18 protein-coding genes, 2 tRNA genes and 1 pseudogene are annotated in these 22351 nt (G+C 72.6%); 12 read left to right on the forward strand and 9 right to left on the reverse strand.

What is annotated here, in order from left to right:
* Positions 1-5 precede the first annotated feature (5 nt).
* The gene (pepN, locus tag ACFYML_RS23510) at positions 6-2555 is read right to left on the reverse strand and encodes an aminopeptidase N (RefSeq protein WP_387422679.1); all 2550 of its coding nucleotides are present in this window, start codon (positions 2553-2555) and stop codon (positions 6-8) included.
* 248 nt (positions 2556-2803) lie between these two features.
* Here pepN and ACFYML_RS23515 point away from each other — a divergent pair, with 248 nt between their 5' ends.
* The 4 genes from ACFYML_RS23515 to ACFYML_RS23530 all read left to right on the forward strand — a co-directional run bounded on the left by ACFYML_RS23515 (position 2804) and on the right by ACFYML_RS23530 (position 5797).
* On the forward strand, positions 2804-3403 hold the full coding sequence (locus tag ACFYML_RS23515) for a disulfide bond formation protein DsbA (RefSeq protein WP_387280242.1): 600 nt from the start codon (positions 2804-2806) through the stop codon (positions 3401-3403).
* 165 nt (positions 3404-3568) lie between these two features.
* Positions 3569-3955 carry a hypothetical protein gene (locus ACFYML_RS23520; protein WP_387422680.1) on the forward strand — a complete coding sequence of 129 codons (387 nt, stop codon included), beginning with the start codon at positions 3569-3571 and terminating at the stop codon, positions 3953-3955.
* Between the two features lie 99 nt (positions 3956-4054).
* The gene (locus ACFYML_RS23525; RefSeq protein ID WP_387422681.1) at positions 4055-5254 is read left to right on the forward strand and encodes a DUF1015 family protein; all 1200 of its coding nucleotides are present in this window, start codon (positions 4055-4057) and stop codon (positions 5252-5254) included.
* Between the two features lie 72 nt (positions 5255-5326).
* Positions 5327-5797 carry a ribose-5-phosphate isomerase gene (locus ACFYML_RS23530; RefSeq protein WP_387422682.1) on the forward strand — a complete coding sequence of 157 codons (471 nt, stop codon included), beginning with the start codon at positions 5327-5329 and terminating at the stop codon, positions 5795-5797.
* A 3-nt stretch (positions 5798-5800) separates the two neighbouring features.
* Here ACFYML_RS23530 and ACFYML_RS23535 read toward each other — a convergent pair.
* A pseudogene (locus ACFYML_RS23535) lies at positions 5801-6013 on the reverse strand (hypothetical protein); the annotation flags it as partial.
* Between the two features lie 523 nt (positions 6014-6536).
* Positions 6537-7757: a GNAT family N-acetyltransferase gene (locus ACFYML_RS23540; RefSeq protein ID WP_387422683.1), complete on the reverse strand. Its 1221-nt coding sequence runs from the start codon at positions 7755-7757 to the stop codon at positions 6537-6539.
* Positions 7758-7856: 99 nt separating this feature from the next.
* On the opposite strand from ACFYML_RS23540, the gene ACFYML_RS23545 reads away from it, so the two are divergent.
* Entirely contained in the window at positions 7857-8396 is a 540-nt protein-coding gene (locus ACFYML_RS23545; RefSeq protein WP_387422684.1) for a hypothetical protein, read from the forward strand.
* A 161-nt stretch (positions 8397-8557) separates the two neighbouring features.
* On the opposite strand, the gene ACFYML_RS23550 is transcribed toward ACFYML_RS23545, so the two are convergent.
* From ACFYML_RS23550 to ACFYML_RS23560, 3 genes are all read right to left on the reverse strand, one after another.
* The gene (locus ACFYML_RS23550) at positions 8558-11521 is read right to left on the reverse strand and encodes an Hsp70 family protein (protein WP_387422686.1); all 2964 of its coding nucleotides are present in this window, start codon (positions 11519-11521) and stop codon (positions 8558-8560) included.
* A 142-nt stretch (positions 11522-11663) separates the two neighbouring features.
* Positions 11664-12314: a response regulator gene (locus ACFYML_RS23555; RefSeq protein WP_387422687.1), complete on the reverse strand. Its 651-nt coding sequence runs from the start codon at positions 12312-12314 to the stop codon at positions 11664-11666.
* Positions 12307-14385 carry an ATP-binding protein gene (locus ACFYML_RS23560; protein ID WP_387422688.1) on the reverse strand — a complete coding sequence of 693 codons (2079 nt, stop codon included), beginning with the start codon at positions 14383-14385 and terminating at the stop codon, positions 12307-12309. Before ACFYML_RS23560 ends, ACFYML_RS23555 begins: the two co-directional genes overlap by 8 nt.
* A gap of 184 nt (positions 14386-14569) precedes the next feature.
* Between ACFYML_RS23560 and ACFYML_RS23565 the strand changes: the two genes are divergently transcribed.
* Positions 14570-15205, forward strand: coding sequence for a hypothetical protein (locus ACFYML_RS23565; RefSeq protein WP_387422689.1), 636 nt, complete (start codon positions 14570-14572; stop codon positions 15203-15205).
* Between the two features lie 112 nt (positions 15206-15317).
* On the opposite strand, the gene ACFYML_RS23570 is transcribed toward ACFYML_RS23565, so the two are convergent.
* Both ACFYML_RS23570 and ACFYML_RS23575 read right to left on the reverse strand, forming a co-directional pair.
* Positions 15318-15671 (reverse strand): VOC family protein, encoded by a 354-nt coding sequence (locus ACFYML_RS23570; RefSeq protein ID WP_387422690.1) that lies wholly within the window; start codon positions 15669-15671, stop codon positions 15318-15320.
* A 134-nt stretch (positions 15672-15805) separates the two neighbouring features.
* Positions 15806-15879 (reverse strand) — tRNA-Gly (locus ACFYML_RS23575).
* Positions 15880-16129: 250 nt separating this feature from the next.
* Here ACFYML_RS23575 and ACFYML_RS23580 point away from each other — a divergent pair.
* The 6 genes from ACFYML_RS23580 (at position 16130) to ACFYML_RS23605 (ending at position 21563) form a co-directional block, all read left to right on the forward strand.
* Positions 16130-16203: transfer RNA gene (locus ACFYML_RS23580), tRNA-Pro, on the forward strand.
* 147 nt (positions 16204-16350) lie between these two features.
* Positions 16351-17697 carry a trigger factor gene (gene tig, locus ACFYML_RS23585; RefSeq protein WP_387422691.1) on the forward strand — a complete coding sequence of 449 codons (1347 nt, stop codon included), beginning with the start codon at positions 16351-16353 and terminating at the stop codon, positions 17695-17697.
* Positions 17698-17871: 174 nt separating this feature from the next.
* Positions 17872-18513 (forward strand): ATP-dependent Clp protease proteolytic subunit, encoded by a 642-nt coding sequence (locus tag ACFYML_RS23590; RefSeq protein WP_073836590.1) that lies wholly within the window; start codon positions 17872-17874, stop codon positions 18511-18513.
* Between the two features lie 14 nt (positions 18514-18527).
* The gene (locus tag ACFYML_RS23595) at positions 18528-19190 is read left to right on the forward strand and encodes an ATP-dependent Clp protease proteolytic subunit (RefSeq protein WP_073836589.1); all 663 of its coding nucleotides are present in this window, start codon (positions 18528-18530) and stop codon (positions 19188-19190) included.
* A 210-nt stretch (positions 19191-19400) separates the two neighbouring features.
* Positions 19401-20696 carry an ATP-dependent Clp protease ATP-binding subunit ClpX gene (gene clpX / locus ACFYML_RS23600; RefSeq protein ID WP_387422693.1) on the forward strand — a complete coding sequence of 432 codons (1296 nt, stop codon included), beginning with the start codon at positions 19401-19403 and terminating at the stop codon, positions 20694-20696.
* 69 nt (positions 20697-20765) lie between these two features.
* The gene (locus ACFYML_RS23605; RefSeq protein WP_387422694.1) at positions 20766-21563 is read left to right on the forward strand and encodes a carbon-nitrogen hydrolase family protein; all 798 of its coding nucleotides are present in this window, start codon (positions 20766-20768) and stop codon (positions 21561-21563) included.
* A 6-nt stretch (positions 21564-21569) separates the two neighbouring features.
* Here ACFYML_RS23605 and ACFYML_RS23610 read toward each other — a convergent pair whose 3' ends face one another.
* Positions 21570-21797 (reverse strand): hypothetical protein, encoded by a 228-nt coding sequence (locus ACFYML_RS23610; protein ID WP_387422695.1) that lies wholly within the window; start codon positions 21795-21797, stop codon positions 21570-21572.
* Positions 21798-22351 lie beyond the last annotated feature (554 nt).

Consider the following 22351-nt stretch of genomic DNA (forward strand, 5'->3'; position numbering starts at 1 on the left):
TCAGGTCAGGCGCTCCGGGCGTCCTTGGCCCGGGCCTTCAGGGCGCGGACCACGCCGTCGCGGCCCTCGGCGACCAGCCGGCGCAGCGGAGCCGGATGCCCGTCGCTGGCCAGCCACGCGTCGGTCGCCGCCACCGTGTCGTCCTCCACCAGGTACGCCGGGTAGGCGAGCTGGGTGAACTCCTGCGCCGGCTCGCTGTCCCGGCTGCCCCAGACCTGGTCCACCGTGGCGAAGTACTTCTCCCGGTACGGCGCCACCAGGTCGACCTGCGCCGGGTGCGTGAAGCCCTGCAGCAGCGCCCGGTTGCGCCAGTTCGGCAGCGCCTCCGGGCCGGTGAGCGCGGCCCACACCGCCGCCTTGTTCTCCGCGGTCGGCACCAGGGCGTGCGCGTACGCGGCCTCCCGCTCGCCGCTGGCGGTGCGGTCCCGGGCCAGCTCGGCCTCCACCTCGGCGGCCCCGGCCGCACTGTTGGCCACCAGCGACTGGAGTACCCCCCAGCGCAGCTCGGTGTCCACCGACAGCCCGGCCGGCACCTCGACGCCGTCCAGCCAGCCGCGCAGCGCCGCCAGGTCCTCGGCGGACCGGGCCGCGGAGGTGTACGCCCGGGCCCAGGCGAGCTGGAACCCGCTGCCCGGCTCGGCCGCGGCCAGCGCCGCGCGGGCGGTACGGGCCACCTCGGCCCAGCCGGTCGGCGCCCACGTCGGGTCGGCGTAGAAGGTGAGCGCGGTGGTGGCCTGCCGCAGTGTGGCGGTGACCAGGTTGATGTCGCTCTCGGCGGGCAGGCCGGCCAGCACGAGCGCGACGTAGTCCCGGGCGGACAGCTCGGCGTCCCGGACCATGTCCCAGGCGGCCGTCCAGCACAGCGCCCGCGCCAGCGACGACTCGAAGCCGGCGATGTGCTGCACCACGTTCGCCATGGACCGCTCGTCCAGCCGCAGCTTGGTGTAGGTGAGGTCGTCGTCGTTGAGCAGCAGCACGTCGGCGGCGGGCGTGCCGTGCAGCGCGGACAGCTCCGTCGTCTCGCCGGTCACGTCCACCTCGATCCGCTCCCGGCGGACCAGCCGCCCGTCGGCCAGGTCGTAGAGGCCCACGCCGATCCGGTGGGTACGCAGCGTCGGGTGCCCGGCCGGCGCCTCCTGGCGGACCAGCACTCGCTCGTAGCTGCCGTCGGCGCCGATGGTGAGCTCCGGGCGCAGCGTGTTGACCTGCGCGGTCTCCAGCCACTGGGCGGCGAACTTGCGCAGCTCCCGGCCGGAGGCCGCCTCCAGCTCGGCGAGCAGGTCGTCGAAGGTGGCGTTGCCCCAGGCGTGCTTGCCGAAGTATGCCCGCAGGCCGGCCAGGAACGGCTCCTCACCGACGTACGCGACGAGCTGCTTGAGCACGCTGGCGCCCTTGGCGTACGTGATGCCGTCGAAGTTGACCTCGACCGCCTCCAGGTCCGGCATCTCGCAGTAGACCGGGTGGGTGGAGGAGAGCTGGTCCTGCCGGTAACCCCAGTTCTTGCGGATCGACAGGAAGGTCGTCCAGGCGTCCTGGAACCGGGTGGCGTGGGTGTTGCACCAGTGGCTGGCCCACTCGGCGAACGACTCGTTCAACCACAGGTCGTTCCACCAGCGCATGGTGACCAGGTCGCCGAACCACATGTGGGCCAGCTCGTGCAGGATCGTGTTGGCGCGCTGCTCGTACTCGAAGTCGGTGACCTGCGAGCGGAAGATGTAGTGCGACTCGGCGTGCGTGACGCAGCCGAAGTTCTCCATCGCGCCGGCGTTGAAGTCCGGCACCCAGAGCTGGTCGTACTTGGCCAGCGGGTACCGCACGCCGAACTTCTCGTGGAAGAAGTCGAAGCCCTGCTTGGTGATCAGGAACAGGTCGTCCGAGTCCAGGTACTGCGCCATCGAGGCCCGGCAGAAGACGCCCAGGTCGATGCCGTCGTGGCTGTCCCGCACCTCGTGATACGGCCCGGCGCAGAGCGCGGTGATGTAGGTGCTCATCCGCGCCGACTCGACGAAGTGGACGGTCTTGAGCGCCTCCCCGGCCGGCTCCTCCCGCTCCACCGGCATGTTGGACACCACCCGCCAGTGGTCCGGCACGGTGGCGTGCCAGGTGTAGACGCTCTTCAGGTCGGGCTGGTCGAAGCAGGCGTAAACCTTCTGCGCGTCCGCCGTCTCGAACTGGCTGTAGAGGTAGGTCTCGCCGTCGACCGGGTCGACCGTGCGGTGCAGGCCCTGCCCGCTGTTCGAGTACGCGAAGTCCGCGTCCACCACGAGGACGTTCTCCGCCGCCAGGCCGGCCAGGGTCAGGCCCTTCTCCGCCGACCAGCCGGAGGTGTCCACCGGCGCGCCGTTGAGCGTGGCGGACCGGACCGAGTCGGCGGCCACCTCGATGAACGTGCTCGCCCCCGGCTCGGCGCAGCGGAACCGGACCTCCGTCACCGAGCGGAACGTGCGGCCGGTGGCGGCCTGCACGGCGGTGGACAGGTCAAGGCTGATGTCGTACCCGGTCACGTCGAGCAGGCGGGCCCGCTCGGTGGCCTCGACCTGGGTCAGGTTACGCACTCCCGGCACTGTTCGTCTCCATCCCACTGTTGTCGCCGCGGCCCGCGGCACCGGCCTCGCCGGCCCGCTCGTGACGGCCGGTCCGCACCGAGTCTTCCATGCAATGACACCCTTCGGTGGCCGAGGTCACGCTCTCATTCCGGCACCGGTCGATGCCGCCCGGGGTGAGGATCGGGGGGACGGCGCCGGAGTTCCGGCGTGCGAAGTCGTGAAGGGATATCACCGTGACCGAACGTGCCGCCGTGGACATGTGGTTCGACCCGCTGTGCCCGTGGGCCTGGATCACCTCCCGCTGGCTGCTGGAGGTCGAGCAGGTCCGGGAGGTGGACATCCAGTTCCACGTGATGAGCCTCTCCGTGCTCAACGAGGGCCGGGACCTGCCCGAGCAGTACCAGGACCTGATGAAGCAGGGCTGGGGCCCGGTGCGGGTCTGCATCGCCGTCGAGCAGGCCCACGGCGGGGAGACACTGGCGAAGCTCTACACGGCCATGGGCACCCGGATCCACCTCGGCAAGGAGCCGCTCGGCCGGGAGATGCTGGTCGGCGCGCTGACCGACGTCGGGCTGGACCCGGCGCTCGCCGACGCCGCCGAGACGACCGCGTACGACGAGGCGCTGCGGGCCAGCCACGAGGCGGGCATGCGGCCGGTCGGCACCGAGGTCGGCACCCCGGTGATCCACGCCCCCGGCCCGGACGGCGGTCAGGTCGCCTTCTTCGGCCCGGTGATCACCCCGGCCCCGAAGGGCGAGGCGGCCGGCCGGCTCTGGGACGGCGTGCTGCTGGTCGCCGGCACCCCCGGCTTCTACGAGCTCAAGCGGACCCGGGAGCTCGGCCCGATCTTCGACTGAGGTGTGGACGGGCCGCCGGTCGACGCTTCGGCGGAGCGGGGGCTCTTCCGGACAGCGCGCGACCCCGCGGCGCCGGCGTCACCCCGGCGGCGCGGGGTTCGTTTCATCAGGTGTCCCAGCCGGCGGCCCGCGGGGCCGCACCCCGGCAGCTCCTGGAGGCGTTCCATGGCTAAGCACCGCCACCTGTCCGACAACGCGCCGGTGCCGGCGACCGAGGACTCCGGTGCGACGTACTGGTCCGTGGCCGAAGGCGACTGGCCGGCCGTCCGGCCGACCCTGCCGCCCGAGATGGTGGACCTGCTGGCCCCGCCGATCGTGGTCGGCGTCGCCCGGGTGGTGGCCACCTCCCGGATGACCCCGCCCGCCGACGCCGCCCTGCCGCCCGGGACCGCCGGCCCGGTCCGGTCCGGCGCCGCGGCCGGCCGGCCCGCGCCGGGCGCGACGACGGTACGCCTCGCCTCCTCCGCCGCGTCCCGGCCGGCCACCCCGGCACCGGGCCGTCGGCCGACCCCCGGCCGGCACCGCAGCGCCGGTGCCGACCGCACCGCCTGACGGCCGTCAAGACGGGGCGCCTGCGCCACTCCTTTCAACTGATGGAAGCGGCGAGGGTCCGGCACGGCGCGGTGGGTGGCGCGGGTAGCGTCAGCGGGCATGACGGTCGTGCATCCGATCGCCCGGGCCTGGATCACCACTGGCGGCACCGGCGCGCAGAACTACGACGAGTTCGCCGACGACGCGGAGATCACCGCCATCGTCGAGGCGAATCCGCACAGTGCTCTCGGCATCGAGATGCCCCACCGGGCACCGGGCAGCATCGGGAAGCCCTTCCTCGACGCGCTCCCCGACGCGGTGGCCCGCCTCGCCGAGGCCAAGGCGGACGGCAGCTACACCCCGGCCGAGCAGGTCGTGGTGCTCTACCGGATCAGCGCACCCGGCGAGGAGCCCGCGTACGGGCTGTTCGCCACGGTCGACACCGACCAGATCTCCACCCGGGCCGACGAGCCCGGTCTGGTGATCCGCAACGAGGACGTCTTCATCGCCAAGGTGCGGGAGCGGGTGGCCCTGGCCGAGGCGCTGGGCCACCTGCTCTCGCCCGTACTCCTGCTGCAGACCGGACGGGGTGACGAGCTGCACGCCGCGCTCGCGGCGGCGACCGAGGCGGCGGGCGCGCCCGCGGCGACCGACGTCGACCAGGCCGGGCGGACGCACGCCATCTGGCTGGTCGGCCCCGGTCCCGAGCAGGACGAGCTGACCGCCCTCGCCGGCGGCGGGGAACTGGTGGTCGCGGACGGCAACCACCGCAGCCTGGCCGCGCAGACCGGTGGCCTGACCCGCTTCCTCTCGGTGATCACCACGCCCGCCTCGGTCGCCATCCAGCCCTACAACCGGCTCGTCAGCGAGCTGACCAGCACCCCGGAGGAACTGCTCGACCGGCTGCGCGCCGCCGGCGCCGAGGTCAGCCCGATCGACGGCCCGGTCGAGGTCCCGGCGGTCGGCGGCACCGTCCGCCTCTACCTCGCCGGCCAGGGGTACGCGGTCAGTCTGCCGCAGGTCGGGGGCGGCCGGCTGGAGAACCTGGACCACGCGCTGGTCGAGCGGCTGCTGCTGCGCGACGCGCTCGGCCTCGACCCGGGCGACAAGCGGATCACCTACGTGGGCGGCGACTACCCGGCGAGCTGGCTCACCGGCGAGGTGGACGCCGGCCGGGCCGAGCTGGCCGTCCTGATCGCCCCGGTGACCGTGGACGACTTCGTCGCGGTGAACCTGGCCCGGGAGAAGATGCCGCGCAAGAGCACCTGGTTCACCCCGAAGGCGCGCGCCGGCCTGGTCGTGGCCGAGCTGCCGCGCTGATCCTGTGACGAATTCGCCTCCGTGCCGCCGCCCGCGCGGCGGCACGGAGGCCGGCCTGACAGACTGCGCGGTATGCGCGTCTACCTGGGATCCGATCACGCCGGCTTCGAGCTGAAGGGGCACCTGGCCAACCACCTGGCCAAGCAGGGGTACGAGGTCGTCGACGTGGGCCCGCACGGCTACGACCCGGACGACGACTACCCCGCGTTCTGCCTGCACACCGGCGACCGGGTGGTCAACGACCCGGACAGCCTCGGGGTGGTCATCGGTGGCTCCGGCAACGGCGAGCAGATCGCCGCCAACAAGATCGCCGGCGTCCGGGCCGCCCTCGCCTGGAGCATCGACACCGCCCAGCTGGCGCGGGAGCACAACGACGCCAACATCATCGCCGTCGGGGCCCGCCAGCACACTCTGGACGAGGCGACCGCCCTGGTCGAGGCGTTCCTGACCACGCCGTTCTCGGGCAACCCGCGGCACGCCCGCCGGATCACCCAGGTGGCCGCGTACGAGCAGACCCGCGAACTGCCCGACCTGCCCGCCTGACGGCTAGCGGTTCGCGCGGGGGAGTTCCTCGCGGGGCACCCAGTTGCGCCGGACGATCACGACGCGGGCCTCGGCCTCGGCCAGGTCCGCGTCGGTCGGCCGGGCGGCGTCCCGGGCCCGCAGCGCGGCGGTCACGCTCACCTGCGAGGAGCCCGAGCCGACCAGGCCGCGCAACCCCCGCTCACCCTCCTCGGCGGGGCCGCCGCGGCGTCCCCGGGGCTCCGACGACTCCAGCTCGGCGTGTCTTGCGCCACGCCGCGACCTGGAGCCGTCGTCCGACGAGTCCAGCTCGGCGGGTCTGGCGGCACGCCGCGACCTGGAGCCGTCGTCCGACGAGTCCAGCTCGGCGGGTCTTGCGGCACGCCGCGACCTGGAGCCGTCGTCCGACGAGTCCAGCTCGGCGGGTCTTGCGGCACGCCGCGACCCGGCGCCATCGTCGTCGTGCACGGCGGCCGTGGTGGCGGTCGGCCCGTCTGCGAAGGCGCTGGCGGGCTCATGCCTGCCGGCCCGCCCGGCGGCGCCTTCGCCGTCCGGCGCCCCGGCCTCGCCGTGGTGCCGCAACCGGCGGCGTCGCCGCTCCGCATCACCCATCACCCGACCGTACCGTCCCACCGCTGATCGCGCCCGCCCACGCCCGCCCACCCAGAGCCGGCGATCATGGAGTTGGCGGTGGCGAAACCGGGCGAATCGCCCGGCCAACCTCATGATCGACGTGGGTGGCGGGCTCAGCGGCGGCGACTCAGAAGACCTCCATCGGGGCCGGGGCACGGTGCCAGCCGAAGGCCGGGGCCACCTCGGCCACGGTGCCCGGCACCAGTTCGCGGACCCGGCCGGCGGCGGCGAGCGCCCCGAGCCCGGACCCGCCCAGGTACAGCTCGCCGAGGACGCGGACGTCGCAGCCGAGCCGGGCGGGTGCGTCGCTCGCCGCGCACTGCGCCCCGGTCGGACCGCCGACCAGGCGCCAGCGGCCGGTGTTCTCCGGCAGCAGGTCGTCGGTCACCTCGAACACCACGTCCACGTCGACGGCGTACCGGCGGGCGGCCAGCGCGGCCGGGACGTCCACGACGCGTAGCCACAGGGCGTCGGAGACGTGGGCGCCGAGCTGCCGAGGCTCGTTCACCAGCCACAGCAGCGGCTCGTCCACGGCGGCCCGGTCGAACGACAGGCGCCGGGTCAGGTCGATCGACAGCAGTAGCCGCCACAGCGCCTGGTACGCCGCCGGGTTCCCGGCCACCACCTCGTCGACCCGGACCTCGGCGCGCGGGCCGGTCCGGTGCCACTCCTCCTTCGTCCGGTAAAGCGCGTACCCGTCCAGGCCGTCGCGCCCCTCGTGCAGCAGCACCCGACGCTCGGTGGCGCCGCCCCGCAGGCCCGCCACGTCGGCGAGCACGTACGCCCACCAGCGCTCGTCCCGCCGCGACCAGCCGGGGCGGTCGGCGCGGATCCGCTCGTACAGCCGGGCCAGCTCGGCCTGGTGCGCGGCCGGCCGGTCCAGGCGGAGCGTGCCCTCGACGGACGCCGGTTCCGGCAGCCGCAGCTCGCTGGTGTCGCAGCTCAGCGTGTACCGCTGCGCGGCCAGGCCGTAGCCGAAGCGGGGATAGATGCGACCCTCGCTGGCCCAGAGCACCGCGACCGGCTCGCGGCCGGCCTCGCGGATCTCGCGGAGTTGCCGGCGCATCAGCCCGGTGAGCAGGCCCCGGCGGCGGTGGGTCGGGGCGACCGAGACCATCGTCACGTGCGCCGCCGGCACGGTCGCGCCCGGCACGGTCAGCTCGCGGCTGAACGCGCCGGCGTGCGCCACGGCAGCGCCGCCGTCGCGGACCAGCAGGGCGCGCTCCGGCTCGAAGATGGGCCGCTCGATTTCCCGCAGCTCGGGGTCCACGCCGCCGTGGAAGGCGAGGGCCAGCAGCCCGGCGATCTCGTCGAAGTCTTCGGCCCGGGGCACTACAGCGTCGATCATCGGAACTGTCTAACCCATCACCTTCGGGGTCGGCGACCGATTTGCCGGCTCGCTACCCTCGGAACCGTGGCCGGCGTCGGTCGAGGGGGAGGACACGAGATGGCGGACCAGACACAGCCGTGGGCCGAGCGCACCGTGGAGGTGCCGCCGCAGCCCGGTGTCGGGGTGGTGCCACCGCAGCGGGACGCGTTCCGGCGCGGGGTGGCCGCGGTGGGGCAGCCGAGCAAGCCGCGGACCGAGCAGTTCTCCACCGTCGACCCGACGGCGGGCTGGTCCGGTGACTCCGCCCCGCGCCGCCCCCTGAGCTGGCATCTGGCCCAGCTGCGCCGGGGCGGCGAGTGGAGCGCGGCCGGCGCCCTGTTCGCCTTCGTCTGCTGGGGGATCTGGGCGATCTCCGGCCGGGGCGATCTCGGTGCCCCGCTGCTCACCTTCGTGCTCAGCCTGCTCACGGCCGTCGGCCTCTTCGCGCTCGCCCGCCTGCTCGGCCGGGTGGCCTGGGAGCGGCAGCTGGGCCGGGTACGCCGCAGCGCACGCGGAGCCCACCTGGTGACGGCGATCTTCCTGGCCGGTGTCGGGGTCGCCTACCTGCAGCAGACCGAGTGGGTGGTGGCCGCCTGGAACTGGGTCAGCGGCAACTGATCCGCCGTGACCGCGGGCGGGTCGGCGTTCCGCCGCCCGCCCGCAGGCCCGGTCGCGGGATGCCGCGACGCCGGTCGTCACTCCACCAGGACGTGGTCGCCTTACCCCGCTTTGCCCGGTTCATCCGTCGCCCGGTGGGCTGAGCCGTCCACCCGGGCGGGTCAGTCCGCGAACCGGTACAGCACGAAGTCCTCCTCGGCACCGCAGGCGAGCACCTCGGCGTTCCACGAGCAGGACTCGCTGCGTACCCCCTTGAGCAGCCCCATCTCGACCGGGTCGGCGGCGCTCACCGACATCCCGGCCACGCTGCGGTCGTCCGCCACGCTGCTCGGCGTCTTCGCGAAGAGCAGCACGTTCCCGGCGTCGATCCGCCCGGCCACCCCGTCCCGGTCCCGCAGCACCGCCGTGCCCTCCGGGTCGAAGAGGGTAACCGCGTCCTGCGGGGAGTCGCGCCGGACGAGCAGGTGCTCGCCGAGCGGTACCAGTCCGTCGGCCTCCGGGGCCGACCAGTGGCGGGTGCTCCTCCCCTCGGTGACCGTCACCACTTCCGTCCCTTCCGCGCCGGAGTCCGGCACCTCCAGCAGGCAGGCCCGGTGCTCGCCGCAGGTGACCAGCGCCTTCGCCTGGCGCCGCTCGTCCGGGGCGGTGTAGAGCACCACCGGCTCGCCGAGGCTGCCCAGGTCGTAGGCGAGCAGCCGGTAGCCACGGGTGTCCTCGATGACGTACAGCCGGTCGTCGCGTGCCGCCACCAGGTCGTCGACGTCGGCGACGTTGCCCCGGCTGCGCATCTCCCCGCTGTCCATGTCGACCACCCGCACCGACCGGTCCGCCCCCACCTGGACGAGCCGGGTCGCGTCCCCGAGCCACGGCGCCCGCGGCGATCCGTCGAGGTACGCGGGCCCGCCGAGCGCTTCGCCCGTGCCGACCGGCACCACCGCGGTGCGGGCGTCGCCGTACTCGTCGCGTGGGTTGTCGTGCTTCCACTTCTCCTGGCCGTTGTCGAGCCGCAGCCCCACCAGCCGGTCACCGGTCCGGTCCAGCCAGACCGCCGTCTTGTTGGTGAAGTACAGGGCGTCGTCGCCCCGGATGGACAACCGCCAGCGCTGGTTGCCCGAGCCGGCGTCGAGCACCACCAGGTCGCGGGGGGCGCTGGCACCGGAGGCGTCGGCGAGCACGGCGACCGCGCCGGGCAGCGCCTGCACGGCCTGCCAACGGTCCGCCGTCACCGGGGTCGGCTTGCGCCACCGCTCGTCGCCGGTGGCCGTGTCGACCGCCACCACCTCCAGCCGGTTGTCCGCGCCCGGATACGCCAGGTAGGCCCGGTCGGCCAGCACCGAGGTGAACATCCCGGCCGGTCGCTCGCTGCCCGCCTCGGGCCGGGCGATCAACTTCGCGGTACGGAACTCGAGCGCCGGGTAGGGGTCCCGGAGCGCCCACAGCACCGCCGCGGCCACCACACCGATCACCACGAGGCCGGCGCCGACCGCGATCCAGAGAGCCCGCCGGCCCCGTCCCGGCCGGGCCGCGCCGACCTGCGGCGCGGGCGAGACCAGCGGCTCCCCGCCGGGTGCCCCCGGCAGCCCCGGGCCGGCCGGTGCGAAACCGCCCTGACCGGGGACGGCCGGGGGCTGCCCGGCACCGGCGTATCCGGACGGAGCCGGGGCGCCCGCGTACCCGGGCAGCGTCGGCGGGTCGTCGACCAGGGTGCCGTGCGGGGCGGGGACCGGCACCGTGGTCGCCGGGAGCGCGCCCCCGGGCGTCGCGCCCTCCGGCAGCGTGCCGTACGGTCCGGCGGCCGGCGGCGTGCTCTGGGGCAGCGTGTCGGGCGGCCCGGCGGGTGCGGGCACGGTGGGGGCCGTTGCCGCGCTCTCGGGTCGGGCGCCGTGCGGGGCGGCGGGTGCGGCCCTGGCCGGCGCCGGGGCGTTCTGGGGCGGCGCACCGTGCGGGCCGGCGGGCACCGCCGGTGGCGCCCCGGCTGCGGCGCGGCGGGGCAGCGGAAGGTCGGTCAGCGCGCCCTCGGCGACCGGCAGCTCGGGCTGTTCCAGGACGGCCGGGGCGACCCCCAGGTCGGCGTGCAGCATCCGGGCCACCAGCGGCACCCGGGACGACCCGCCGACCAGGAAGAGGCCGGCGAGCTGCCCGGGAACGAGCCCCGCGGCGGCGATCACGTCCCGGGTCTCGGCCACCGCCCGGGCCAGCAGGGGAGTGGCGAGCAGTTCCAGGTCCTCCCGGGTCAGTTGGGCCGCCGCCTCCACCCCGGGTACGGCCACCGGCGCGACCATGGCCCGGGAGAGCATCTCCTTCGCGCCACGCACGTGGTCCCAGAGCTGATGCCGGTCCCGCCACTCCGCGGTGGTCGTCGCGCTGGTCAGGCGCGCCCACGCGGCCGGGTGCACCGGGCCGACCAACTCGCCGAGCCGGCCGACCAGGGCGGCGTCCAGGTCCAGGCCGCCGAGGTCGGCGACGCCGCCGCTGGCGACCAGGGCGAATCCCGAGTCGCCCCAGGGGTCGGCGCCCTCGTTGCGCAGCACCGCCACGTCGAGGGTGCCGCCGCCGAAGTCGAACACCGCGACGGATCCCCCGACGGGCACCGGCCGGCGCAGCACCTGGGCGTAGTAACGGGCGGCGGCCACCGGCTCGCGCAGCAGGCGGGTGCCGGGCGTGATCGGACCGGCCAGGGTGTGCTCGGCGGCCGGTGGCCAGCCGGCCAGCGCGAGCGCGTCGTGCAGCACCTGCCGGCGGGGCGCCGCCCAGGCCGCCGGGTGGGTGACCACCGCGGGCGGGAGGAAACCCACCGCGGCCACGGCGGCGTCCGCCACCGTCCGCAACGTCGCCGCCAGCAGCTCCGCCGGCCGGTACGCCCGGCCGCCCAGCTCGACCGTCTCCTCGTCGACCCGGCGCTTGGGGTTCGGCTCGTACCCGGCCGGGTCGGCCTGGGCCAGCCGTTGCGCGTCCCGTCCCACGTGCAACCGTCCGCCGGAGTCGACGTAGACGCCGGAGGGGAGGATCGGGTGTCCGTCCACGAGCAACGGGCGGCTCCGCCCGTCCGGCCAGCGAAGCACCGCCACGGTGTTCGAGGTGCCGAGGTCGACGCCGAGGGCGAACCCGTCCTGCTGGCCTGACATCCGTGGCTACCTCCACCCGACGCGGGGATGTCCGGCCCCGCATCGTACGCAGCCCTCGCCGCCCGGCTCATCCGCCGGTCGGGACGGTCGAACCGGGTCCCGGCCGATCACGGTGGGCAGCCGGTACGCCGTACCGGGCCGTTCAACTGCCGAGGCCGGCCTCGCGGGCCCGGACGATCGCCTCGGGGCGGTCGGCCACCTGCAGCTTTGCGAACACGTTCGAGACGTTGTTGCGTACCGTCTTGGGGGACAGGTAGAGCGCGGCGGCGATCTGCGCGTTGGAACGCCCGGCGGCCAGCAGCTCCAGGATCTCCCGCTCACGCGCCGTGAGCTGCGGAAACGGCACCTGCGCGGGGGTCGCGCCGGCAGTGAAGAACTCGGCGATCCGGCGGGCCAGCGAGGCGCCGAACACCGCGCCGCCGGCCGCCACCGTGGTGATCGCCCGGACGATCTCCTCCTGCTCGGCGCCCTTCACGAGGTAGCCCCGGGCACCGGCCTGGACCGCGGCGAAGACCGTGCTGTCCTCCTCGGACATGGTCAGGACCAGGACGCCGACCGACGGCGCCGCCGTCGCCAGGCGACGGGTGGCCTCGACTCCGTTGAGGTTCGGCATCTGGATGTCCATCACCACGATCTCCGGCCGGAGCCGAACGGCCAGCTCCACCGCCTCGACTCCGTCGGCCGCCGTACCGACCACGTGGATGTCGGGCAACGAGGACAGCAGGACGGCCAGCCCGTCGCGGAAGATCGGGTGGTCGTCGGCGACCAGCACTCGGATGGGCTTGTCAGCCACGCGTCACCTCCGTCGTGCCGTCCAGTGGCAGGCGGGCCCGCACGACCGTCCCCCGGTTGTCCGGGCATTCTATGTGGCAGGTCCCGCCCAGCTCGGCGGCGCGTTCCCGAAGCGACACGAGGCCGACCCCGGTCGGCGTACCGGGGCCGATCCCGCTACCGTCGTCGGCCACCTCGATCACGATGTTCCGATCCGTCGGTTCGAGCCGCACCTGGCAGGTACGGGCCCGGGCATGCTTCGCCACGTTCGTCAGTGCCTCGGACACGATCCGGTACGCCGCCACCTCCACCGCGGCCGGCAGCCGATCAAGTCCGGGGCCACCGTCGACCCGTACCGTCACGCCTGCGGCGCGGAGCCGGTCGGCCTGTTGTTGTACGGCGCCGAGCAACCCCACGTCGTCCAAGGCCGGTGGCCGCAGGTCGTGCACCAGGCGGCGTACGTCGGCGACCGCCGCGGTCACGTCGGCGCGCGCCTGCCGCAGCAACCGGTCGGCCTCCGCTGCTGACCGGCTGGCCACGTTGCGGGCTGCGTCGATGCGCAGCCCGACCGCGCCGAGCGTCGGCCCCAGACCGTCGTGCAGGTCGCGCCGCAACCGGCGCCGCTCCTCCTCGCGGGCGGTGACGATCTGTTCCCGGCTGCGCTGCAGCTCCTCGGCGAGGTAGCTGGTCCGGGCCGCCGCCGCGGCCTGGCGGACCACGTCGCCGAGCAGTGCCTCGTCCCGGGCGGACAGCACCGCCAGGGCTCCCCCCTTGGGCAACACCAGACAGCCGATCGGCTCTCCTCGATAGGTGACCGGGAGGACCTGCGTCGCGGGTGGCCGGACACCGTGCTCGGCGACGACCCGCGCCCCGCCGCTGTGGTCGACCTCCACCGCCACGTACGGGGAACGGAAGGCCCGGGCGACGGTGTGGGCCACCGCGAGGAGCTGTTCCTCCGGTGTGTCGGAGCGCTCCAACTGCTCGGCGAGGCCGGCCACCAGGCCGTACCGGTCGTCGCGGCGGCCGAGGACCACCCGGCGCATGAGCAGCCACAGCCGGTGGCGCAGCGGCCCGTACACCACCACGACGATGAGCAGGGCGAGCACGGCGGCGTCGCGTTCGGCCAGCTGTCGATTGAGCAGGCTGCTGGCGACCCCGAGCACCACCGCGTCGACCGCGATGACGGCCACTGCCAGCGTGCCGTAGCGGAGCGTTCCGCTCAGCAGTCGGTCGACGTCCAACAGATGCGGGCGGGCGATGCCGACGGCGAGAGCGACGCCGGTGAGAGCCACGCCCACGGTCAAGCCGACCGAGGACCACGCCATGGGCAGCACCAGGCACGACAGCAGGACGAGGGCGTCGACTGCGCCCGCCCACACCAGCCAGCGCATCCGCGTCCGGGTCTCGCCCGTCGACTGGCGGTAGCGGACGACCACGATGGCGAACGGCACCAGCATGCTGAGTGGAACCCCGGCGTACGCGACTTGCAGCAACGGCCCCCAGACGCCCTCGGGCAACGGCAGTGTCGTGGGGTCGAGGTTCAGCCCGTGGAACGGCCCCGGCAGGGGTGCTCCCGACTGGGCCTGTGCCACCTCGGACGGCACGACGAGCAGCAGGACCGGCAGCAGTGCGGTGGTGGCCAGGCCGGCCAGGGCCGCGAGCCGCCACCTTCCGGCCGGCAGCCGCCCGTCGGGATACAGCAGCAGCGCCAGCGGCAGCGAGAGCAGCAGCGTCGCACCGAACCGCTGGTAAACCCAGAACGCCGCCGAGGCGCCAGGCAGGGCGGGGTCGTGCAGGGTGGCGTACGCCAGCCACGCGGCGGCGGCGCCGTCGACGCACCAGTGCAGGCCGGTCAGGCAGAGCACCCAGGCCAGCGGGTGTCGGGGCATCCGCCGTAGCAGGACCACACCCGGCACGGCCAGGATCAGCCCCGACATGCCGGCGGGCCCACCCGGTTCCAAGGCGACCGTCGCCCGGTGGGCCGCGGGCACCACCAGGTCCAGCGCGAACGCGGCGGCGGTCGCGGTCGTCGCCACGACGAGGACGGCGATCCCCGCCGCGGTCGGCCGGCGCGGGTCGCGGGGCTTGGTCACCGGGCCATCGTCGCAGCACAGATGTCCCGCCGACCCGGTACCGGCGTCCCGCCCCGACCGGGACGTTTCGCGGGACGCCAGCAAGGTCGCTCGCCCCTGCCGGCCCGGGACGCGCCCCGGACAGATTGGTCTCACCTGCGGTGCCAGCCGCACCGACACCGACACCGCTCACGGAGGAACCGCGATGACCGTCAGCCACACGCCGTCCCCGGCCCGCACCGATGTCCAGGGCACCCCCACGCCGACCACCGCGACCGCGACGGTCCGGTGGACCGGTGCCCTGGTGACCGCCGGGGCGTTGATCTGGGCGAGCAGCCTCGCCGTGCTCGGCGCCAACCCCGACGACAGCCTCCGGATCACGATCACGGATCTGGCGGCCGTCCCGTTTCAGCTCGGCCTGTTCGCGTTGGTGCACACCCAGCTGCGTACCTCGGCCACGGGCACCTCCCGCGCGGCCCGCGGCCTGCTTCGAGTGGAGTTCGTGCTGCTGACCCTGGCCACGTTGTGGAGCATCCTGCATGGTGCCGTGCCGGCCTGGCGGAACAGTGTCCCGGTGGCGATCCTGGATGTGTTCTGGCCGCTCTCGATGCTCGGCATGGCGATCATCGGCATCAAGATCGCCTTCGCCGCTCGCTGGCGAGGCGCCGCCCGTGTCTGGCCGGCGGTCGCGGAGAGTTGGGCGCTGGTGACGGTGCCGGCTTTCGGGATCTTCGGTTCGCCCATCGCCGACTGGGTCGGCGCGGGCCACCTGCTCATCGGCTACACGATGCTCGGCCTGATCCTCGCGCTGCGGCCGCACCTGACCGGCTCCCAGGATTGAGCGTGGACAACCTCTCGCCGGGTCGACTCGCCACGTGACGGGTCGGCCCGACGACTGGAGCATGCCGAGGCGCCGCTCCGGACGTCGGCGAACAGGCATCACTCACGGGTCGTCAGCGCTTGTGGGTGAGGACGTTGATGACCCTGCCGTTGGGGTCACGCATGAAGAAGCGTCGGACTCCCCATGGTTCGTCGGTGAGCGGGTGCACGATCTCAGCGCCGGCGTTGCGGGCGGCCTGATGCGCGGCATCGACATCGTCGACCTCCACAGACACGTCGGGGATGACCGGTGCCGTGGCGTCGTGGGTCATGAGGCTCAGCTGAGCTCCCGGGTTGGCGCGATCGCTCAGGGTGACGATCCAGCCCATGTCCATGACGACCTCGAAGCCGAGTACCTCGACGTAGAAGGCGGTGGCCGCCGCGATGTCCTCGGTTGCCAGATCGGGCATTGTGCGCTTTATGGCCATGAGGGCCATGCTGCCGCACGGCAGCCACGTCGACCAGGAGTGCCCCGTCGTGTGCGGCTGGCGCTGCCGGAAGCTGGCGGAGATATGGCAGGCCCAGGTGCCGCGATCATGCGGTCCACCTGGGCCTTCTTACGTGGAGCGGGCGACGGGAATCGAACCCGCACCGTCAGTTTGGAAGACTGAAGCTCTGCCATTGAGCTACGCCCGCATGCACCCCGCTGCGGCGGGGCGCGCCCGACAGCCTACCGAATCCCGGAACCGGACGCGCAGCCCCGTACCGCGCGTCGCTGCTCGCTCGGCGTCAAGATCCTCACTACCTCCCCGAAAGTGGCCCCTCGCCGCCCCGAGAGACCACTCTCTCCCCGAAACTGCTGCGTCCCCGCAAACCCGGCGCGGGGGCCTGGCGCGGCCCCGGTGCGGGTCCGGGGGGCGCGGACGGCATACACTTCTCGTCGCCACGGGGTGTGGCGCAGCTTGGTAGCGCACTCGCTTTGGGAGCGAGGGGCCGTGGGTTCAAATCCCGCCACCCCGACTGTCCGTTCGCGGCCCGGTCGTCCGGGAACCGCCGATTTTTCCGCGCGGCACCCCGGGCGCTGCCGATGCCGCAGGCCGGCTCGCCTACACTCGATGCGCGTAATCACGCCCAGACTCAACCTGAGATCCGTCAAGGAGTACGCCTGTGAAGAGCACCGTCGAGACTCTGAGCCCGACGCGCGTGCGGCTCGCCATCGAGGTGCCGTTCGTCGAGCTCGAGCCGAGCCTCAAGAAGGCGTACCGGGAGATCGGGCAGCAGGTCCAGGTTCCCGGCTTCCGTCGGGGCAAGGTTCCCCCGCGGGTGATCGACCAGCGGGTGGGCCGGGGCACCGTCCTCAACGAGGCGGTGCAGGAGGCGATCCCGCAGAACATCCTCGCCGCGGTCCGCGAGCACGACCTGAAGACCCTGGGTCGCCCGGAGGTCGAGATCACCGAGTTCGCCGACGGTGACTCGCTCAACTTCACCGCCGAGGTCGACGTCCGCCCGGAGATCACCCTGCCGGACCCGGCGTCCATCGAGGTGACCGTGGACGAGATCCAGGTCGCCGACAGCGAGATCGACGAGCAGGTCAACGGCCTGCGTGAGCGGTTCGCCACGCTGAAGACCGTCGAGCGGGCCGCCCAGGAGGGCGACTACGTCCAGATCGACCTGAACGCCACCGTCGACGGCGAGGAGGTGCCGGGCGGCTCGGCGAGCAACATCTCGCACGAGGTCGGCAGCAAGCAGCTCCTGCCGGGCCTGGACGAGGCCCTGGTCGGCCTGGCTGCCGGCGAGAGCACCACCTTCTCCACGCAACTGGTGGGCGGCGACTACGCCGGCCGTGACGCCGACGTGGCGGTGACCGTCCGCACGGTCAAGGAGAAGGAGCTGCCGGAGCTCAACGACGACTTCGCCCAGCTGGCCAGCGAGTTCGACACCATCGAGGAGCTGCGCAACGACCTCCGCGAGCGGGTGAGCCGGGGCAAGCAGGTCGAGCAGATCTACGCCGCCCGGGACAAGGCCCTCGAGCAGATGGTGGCCGCCGCCGAGGTGCCGGCCCCGGAGGGTGTCGTCCGCGAGGAGGTCGAGAGCCGCAAGGCCGCGATGGTCGACCAGCTCGAGCGCATCGGCGCCTCCCTGGAGGAATACCTCGCCGCCGAGGAGAAGACCGAGGAGCAGATCGACACCGAGCTCAGCGAGGCGGCGACCGAGGGCGTCAAGATCCAGCTCCTGCTGGACACCCTGGCCGACGCCGAGGACGTGCAGGTCTCCGACGACGAGTTCGGCCACGAGATCGTCCACCGCGCCCAGCGCGCCGGCATGGCCCCGCAGCAGTACTACGACCAGCTGGTCCGCTCCGGCGCCGCGGCGGCCGTTTTCGGCGACGTCCGCCGGGGCAAGGCGCTCGCCGCCGTGATGGAGAAGATCAAGATCAAGGACTCGGCCGGCAACGAGGTCACCCTGGACGCGCTCCGCGCCCAGAACGAGGCCGAGCACAACCACGAGCACTGATCGCCGGGTGTCGGCCGCCGTCCCTCGCTGCACGCTGGACGGCGGCCGAAACCCTTTTCGGGGTACGCCCTCCGGGGTAGCTGCGCTGAGAGCGAACAGTGCCCCGACCGGGAGTACGGCCCCCGGCTGAGCGGTTAGTGTCGGGTACGACGGTACGGAGAGCGAAGGGCTGCCATGACCGACATGCACATCCCAGCGAAGCCGCTCCGGGCGCTCGAGGCCCGCGGTGGTGACTCAATTGGCAACCTCGACGACTCGGTCTACAACCGGTTGCTCAAGGAGCGGATCATCTTCCTGGGCAGCGAGGTGACCGACCAGGTCGCCAACCGCATCTGCGCGCAGCTGCTGCTGCTCGCCGCGGAGGACCCGGACCGCGACATCAACCTCTGGATCAACTCGCCGGGTGGCTCGGTCTACTCCGGCATGGCCATCTACGACACCATGCAGTTCATCGACAACGACGTGTCGACCGTGGCGATGGGCATGGCGGCCTCGATGGGCCAGCTGCTGCTCTGCGCGGGCACCAAGGGCAAGCGGTACGCCCTGCCGCACGCGCGGATCATGATGCACCAGCCGTCGGGTGGCATGGGCGGTACGGCCGCCGACATCGCGATCCAGGCCGAGCAGATGCTCTACACCAAGCGGATGTTCCAGGAGCGGGTCGCGTTCCACACCGGCCGGAACGCGGCGGAGATCGAGGCGGACTCGGACCGCGACCGCTGGTTCACGGCCCAGGAGGCCATGGACTACGGCTTCATCGACAAGGTGATCACCGGAGCCGCCCAGGTTCCGGAAGGCGCCGGGACCCTGAGCTGACCGAGGAGCTGACGATGACCGACCTGAGCCTGCCGCCCCAGTTCGCGGCCGTGCACAACCGCTACGTTCTGCCGTCGTTCGTCGAGCGCACGTCGTACGGGATGAAGGAGTCCAACCCGTACAACAAGCTCTTCGAGGACCGGATCATCTTCCTCGGCGTGCAGGTGGACGACGCCTCGGCCAACGACGTGATGGCCCAGCTGCTGACGCTTGAGGGCACCGACCCGGACCGCGACATCATCATGTACATCAACTCGCCCGGCGGCTCCTTCACCGCCATGACGGCGATCTACGACACCATGCAGTACGTCCGCCCGGACATCCAGACCGTCTGCCTCGGCCAGGCGGCCAGCGCGGCGGCCGTGCTGCTGTCCGCGGGCACCCCGGGCAAGCGGATGGCGCTGCCCAACTCCCGGATCATCATCCACCAGCCGGCCACCGAGGGCGGCTACGGCCAGGGCTCGGACATCGAGATCCAGGCCCGGGAGATCCTGCGGATGCGGACGCAGCTGGAGACGATGCTGTCCCAGCACTGCAACCGCCCGGTCGACCAGGTCCGCAAGGACATCGACCGTGACAAGATCATGACGGCCGAGGAGGCCAAGGAGTACGGGCTGGTCGACACGATCCTGACCAGCCGCAAGAAGGGTCTGCTGGCGGCGCACGCCGCGAGCTGAGCTCTGCCGGATCGGAGGTCGGCCGGGGCATCGGTCCCGGCCGACCTCTGACACACCCGTTTTGGGGGTCGGAGAAACCTCCGGCAGCGGGTAACGTCGGGTCTGTACCGCTTCGCTGGTGCGGACCGGCGGATGGGACGACAGACGGACGGGCGGCAGGCCCGCAGGTCAGGGCCGGCGCTCCGGCCGACGAGTGCAGGGAGAACGTAGGTGGCACGGATCGGTGACGGCGGCGACCTACTGAAGTGCTCCTTCTGCGGCAAGTCGCAGAAGCAGGTCAAGAAGCTCATCGCGGGCCCGGGCGTCTACATCTGCGACGAGTGCATCGATCTCTGCAACGAGATCATCGAGGAGGAGCTGGCCGAGTCCGGCGAGGTGAAGTGGGAAGAGCTTCCCAAGCCGATGGAGATCTGCCAGTTCCTCGACAACTACGTCGTCGGTCAGGAGCAGGCCAAGAAGGCGCTCGCCGTCGCGGTCTACAACCACTACAAGCGGATTCAGGCCGAGGCGGCCGGCGCGCCCGGCTCCGGCAACGACGGCGTGGAGCTGGCCAAGTCCAACATCCTGCTGCTCGGTCCCACCGGCTGCGGCAAGACCCACCTGGCGCAGACCCTGGCCCGGATGCTCAACGTCCCGTTCGCGATCGCCGACGCCACCGCCCTCACCGAGGCGGGATACGTCGGCGAGGACGTGGAGAACATCCTCCTCAAGCTGATCCAGGCGGCCGACTACGACATCAAGCGCGCCGAGACCGGGATCATCTACATCGACGAGGTCGACAAGATCGCCCGTAAGTCGGAGAACCCGTCGATCACCCGGGACGTCTCCGGCGAGGGCGTGCAGCAGGCGCTGCTGAAGATGCTCGAAGGCACGGTGGCCAACGTGCCGCCGCAGGGCGGGCGGAAACACCCGCACCAGGAGTTCATCCAGATCGACACCACCAACGTGCTGTTCATCTGCGGCGGTGCCTTCGCCGGCCTCGACCAGATCATTGAGGCCCGCACCGGCTCCGGCGGCACCGGCTTCGGCGCCCGGCTCCGATCGGTCTCCGAGCGGTCGACCGACGACATCTTCAGCCAGGTCATGCCGGAGGACATGCTCAAGTTCGGGCTGATCCCCGAGTTCATCGGCCGGCTCCCGGTGATCACCAACGTGCGCAGCCTCGACCGGTCGGCCCTGGTGCGGATCCTCACCGAGCCGCGCAACGCCCTGGTCCGGCAGTACCAGCGCCTCTTCGAGCTGGACGGCGTGGAGCTGGAGTTCGAGCAGCCGGCGCTGGAGGCGATCGCCGACCAGGCCATGCTCCGCGGCACCGGCGCCCGCGGCTTGCGGGCGATCATGGAAGAGGTCCTGCTCTCCGTGATGTACGAGGTGCCGAGCAACCCCGACGCCGCCCGGGTGCTGATCACCCGCGAGGTGGTGCTGGAGAACGTCAACCCGACCATCGTGCCCCGCGAGTTCACCGGTCGCCGGGCTCGTCGGGATCGCGAGGAGAAGTCCGCCTGACCGTCGGCACCGGGGCGCTGCTCGGCTGAGCCCTGTCGCCGACCGCGCGCCGCCCGTACGCTGAGCCCCATGCGCGTCGCCGTCTGCCAGCTCAACACCCGCGACGACCGTGCGGCGAACCTGGCCGCCGCCGAGGCTCTGCTGGTCAGGGCCGCGGCGGCCGGGGCCGACCTCGCCGTTCTCCCCGAGTACGTCGACTATCTGGGCGTGGCCGAGCGGATGCCGCCGGCCGAGCCGGTCGACGGCGTGGTGGGGGAGTTCTTCGCGGGGGTCGCGCGACGGCTGGGCATGTGGGTGATCGCCGGCTCGTTCCACGAGGCCGGACCGGACCCGGACCACACCTGGAACACCTCGCTGGTCTTCGACCGCACCGGTGCGCTCGCCGCCAGCTACCGCAAGATCCACCTGTACGACGTGGAGATTCCGGGCCGGGTTTCCTACCTGGAGTCCGCGACGGTGGCTCCGGGCGACCAGCCGGTGGTGGTCGACGTCGACGGCGTCCGCGTCGGCCTCTCGATCTGCTACGACCTGCGCTTCCCCGAGCTCTACCGGCAACTGGCCACGGACGGCGGTGCCGCGCTCCTGGTCGTGCCCGCCGCGTTCATGATGCACACCGGCCGGGACCACTGGGAGGTCCTGCTGCGGGCGCGGGCGATCGAGAACCAGTGCTTCGTCGCGGCCGCCGGCCAGACCGGTGACCACGATCCGGGGCGGACCTGCTTCGGACGCAGCATGGTGGTGGACCCGTGGGGGACAATGCTCAGCCAGGTCCCGGACGGCCCCGGCCTTGCCGTCACTGATCTGGACCTCGACCGGCTGCGGAAGATCCGCGCCGAGCTGCCCAGCCTCGCCAACCGCCGGCTGTGAGCCCGGTCAGCTCTCCAGCAGCACACCGAGCACGGTGAAGCCGGCGATCGCCGCGGCGGTGATCAGCAATGCCGTGGTCATCCGGGAGCGGCCGCGTCTGGCCAGCCTCCCCACCGACGCCGCGACGACGAAGACCACGAAGGCGGCGATGACGAGCTGCCAGAACGGCAGCAGCAGGCCGAGCAGGGTGTCTGCGGCGAGCGTCGCCACCGGGAACCGGGACACGTCATCCATGCCAGACACTCTGGCACGGTTGTGCCCTCCGTGGTCCTCCTCGATGCCTCCGGTCTGCCATCCGGTGCTGTGGCGCCCGTCGGGAACGCAGTGACAGGCGTTGATTTGCCTTCTCGGGGCCGTCCGCGTAACTTTCTCTCTGCACGCGGGAGGCCGGATAAACCGGCCGACAACGGGCACCAGGCTCGTGGCGGAGACGCCGAGCGAGACTGGGGATCCGGGTGGTGCGAGGCGCTCCGAAAACACGGGGTTGCGATCGCGAAGCCGACCGGGTAGAGTTCGAAGGCCGGCAGGGAGCCGGGCGGGTGATCGCGAAAGCGACGCCGGCCGGTCCGCCGGAACCCACGACATCAACGACCGCCGGGTACGGCGTGCGTCGGCGTGGATCGGGCCGAACCAAGCTGATCACCTCGGAGACGAGGTTGACTTCGCGGAGCGGCCCGGGTAGAGTAGAGAGGTTGCCCCGGACAGGGTCCTGCATGATGCGGGGTTGCTGGATGGTGTGTGGTTGTTCTTTGAGAACTCAACAGGGTGCTTGATAAGCCAGTGCCAAA

It is taken from the genome of Micromonospora sp. NPDC007230 (genome assembly GCF_042869115.1).
Classification (GTDB): domain Bacteria; phylum Actinomycetota; class Actinomycetes; order Mycobacteriales; family Micromonosporaceae; genus Micromonospora.

What these genes read in the sequence shown, in the direction of transcription:
- ACFYML_RS23520 (WP_387422680.1), top strand. Translation starts at nt 3,569, where the DNA reads ATGGCTAAGCACCGCCACCTGTCCGACAACGCGCCGGTGCCGGCGACC.
- ACFYML_RS23605 (WP_387422694.1), top strand. Translation starts at nt 20,766, where the DNA reads ATGCGCGTCGCCGTCTGCCAGCTCAACACCCGCGACGACCGTGCGGCG.
- ACFYML_RS23610 (WP_387422695.1), bottom strand. Translation starts at nt 21,797, where the DNA reads ATGGATGACGTGTCCCGGTTCCCGGTGGCGACGCTCGCCGCAGACACC.
- ACFYML_RS23550 (WP_387422686.1), bottom strand. Translation starts at nt 11,521, where the DNA reads ATGTCAGGCCAGCAGGACGGGTTCGCCCTCGGCGTCGACCTCGGCACC.
- ACFYML_RS23595 (WP_073836589.1), top strand. Translation starts at nt 18,528, where the DNA reads ATGACCGACCTGAGCCTGCCGCCCCAGTTCGCGGCCGTGCACAACCGC.
- ACFYML_RS23590 (WP_073836590.1), top strand. Translation starts at nt 17,872, where the DNA reads ATGACCGACATGCACATCCCAGCGAAGCCGCTCCGGGCGCTCGAGGCC.
- ACFYML_RS23565 (WP_387422689.1), top strand. Translation starts at nt 14,570, where the DNA reads ATGACCGTCAGCCACACGCCGTCCCCGGCCCGCACCGATGTCCAGGGC.
- ACFYML_RS23570 (WP_387422690.1), bottom strand. Translation starts at nt 15,671, where the DNA reads ATGGCCATAAAGCGCACAATGCCCGATCTGGCAACCGAGGACATCGCG.
- ACFYML_RS23525 (WP_387422681.1), top strand. Translation starts at nt 4,055, where the DNA reads ATGACGGTCGTGCATCCGATCGCCCGGGCCTGGATCACCACTGGCGGC.
- ACFYML_RS23545 (WP_387422684.1), top strand. Translation starts at nt 7,857, where the DNA reads ATGGCGGACCAGACACAGCCGTGGGCCGAGCGCACCGTGGAGGTGCCG.
- ACFYML_RS23515 (WP_387280242.1), top strand. Translation starts at nt 2,804, where the DNA reads ATGTGGTTCGACCCGCTGTGCCCGTGGGCCTGGATCACCTCCCGCTGG.
- ACFYML_RS23530 (WP_387422682.1), top strand. Translation starts at nt 5,327, where the DNA reads ATGCGCGTCTACCTGGGATCCGATCACGCCGGCTTCGAGCTGAAGGGG.
- ACFYML_RS23540 (WP_387422683.1), bottom strand. Translation starts at nt 7,757, where the DNA reads ATGATCGACGCTGTAGTGCCCCGGGCCGAAGACTTCGACGAGATCGCC.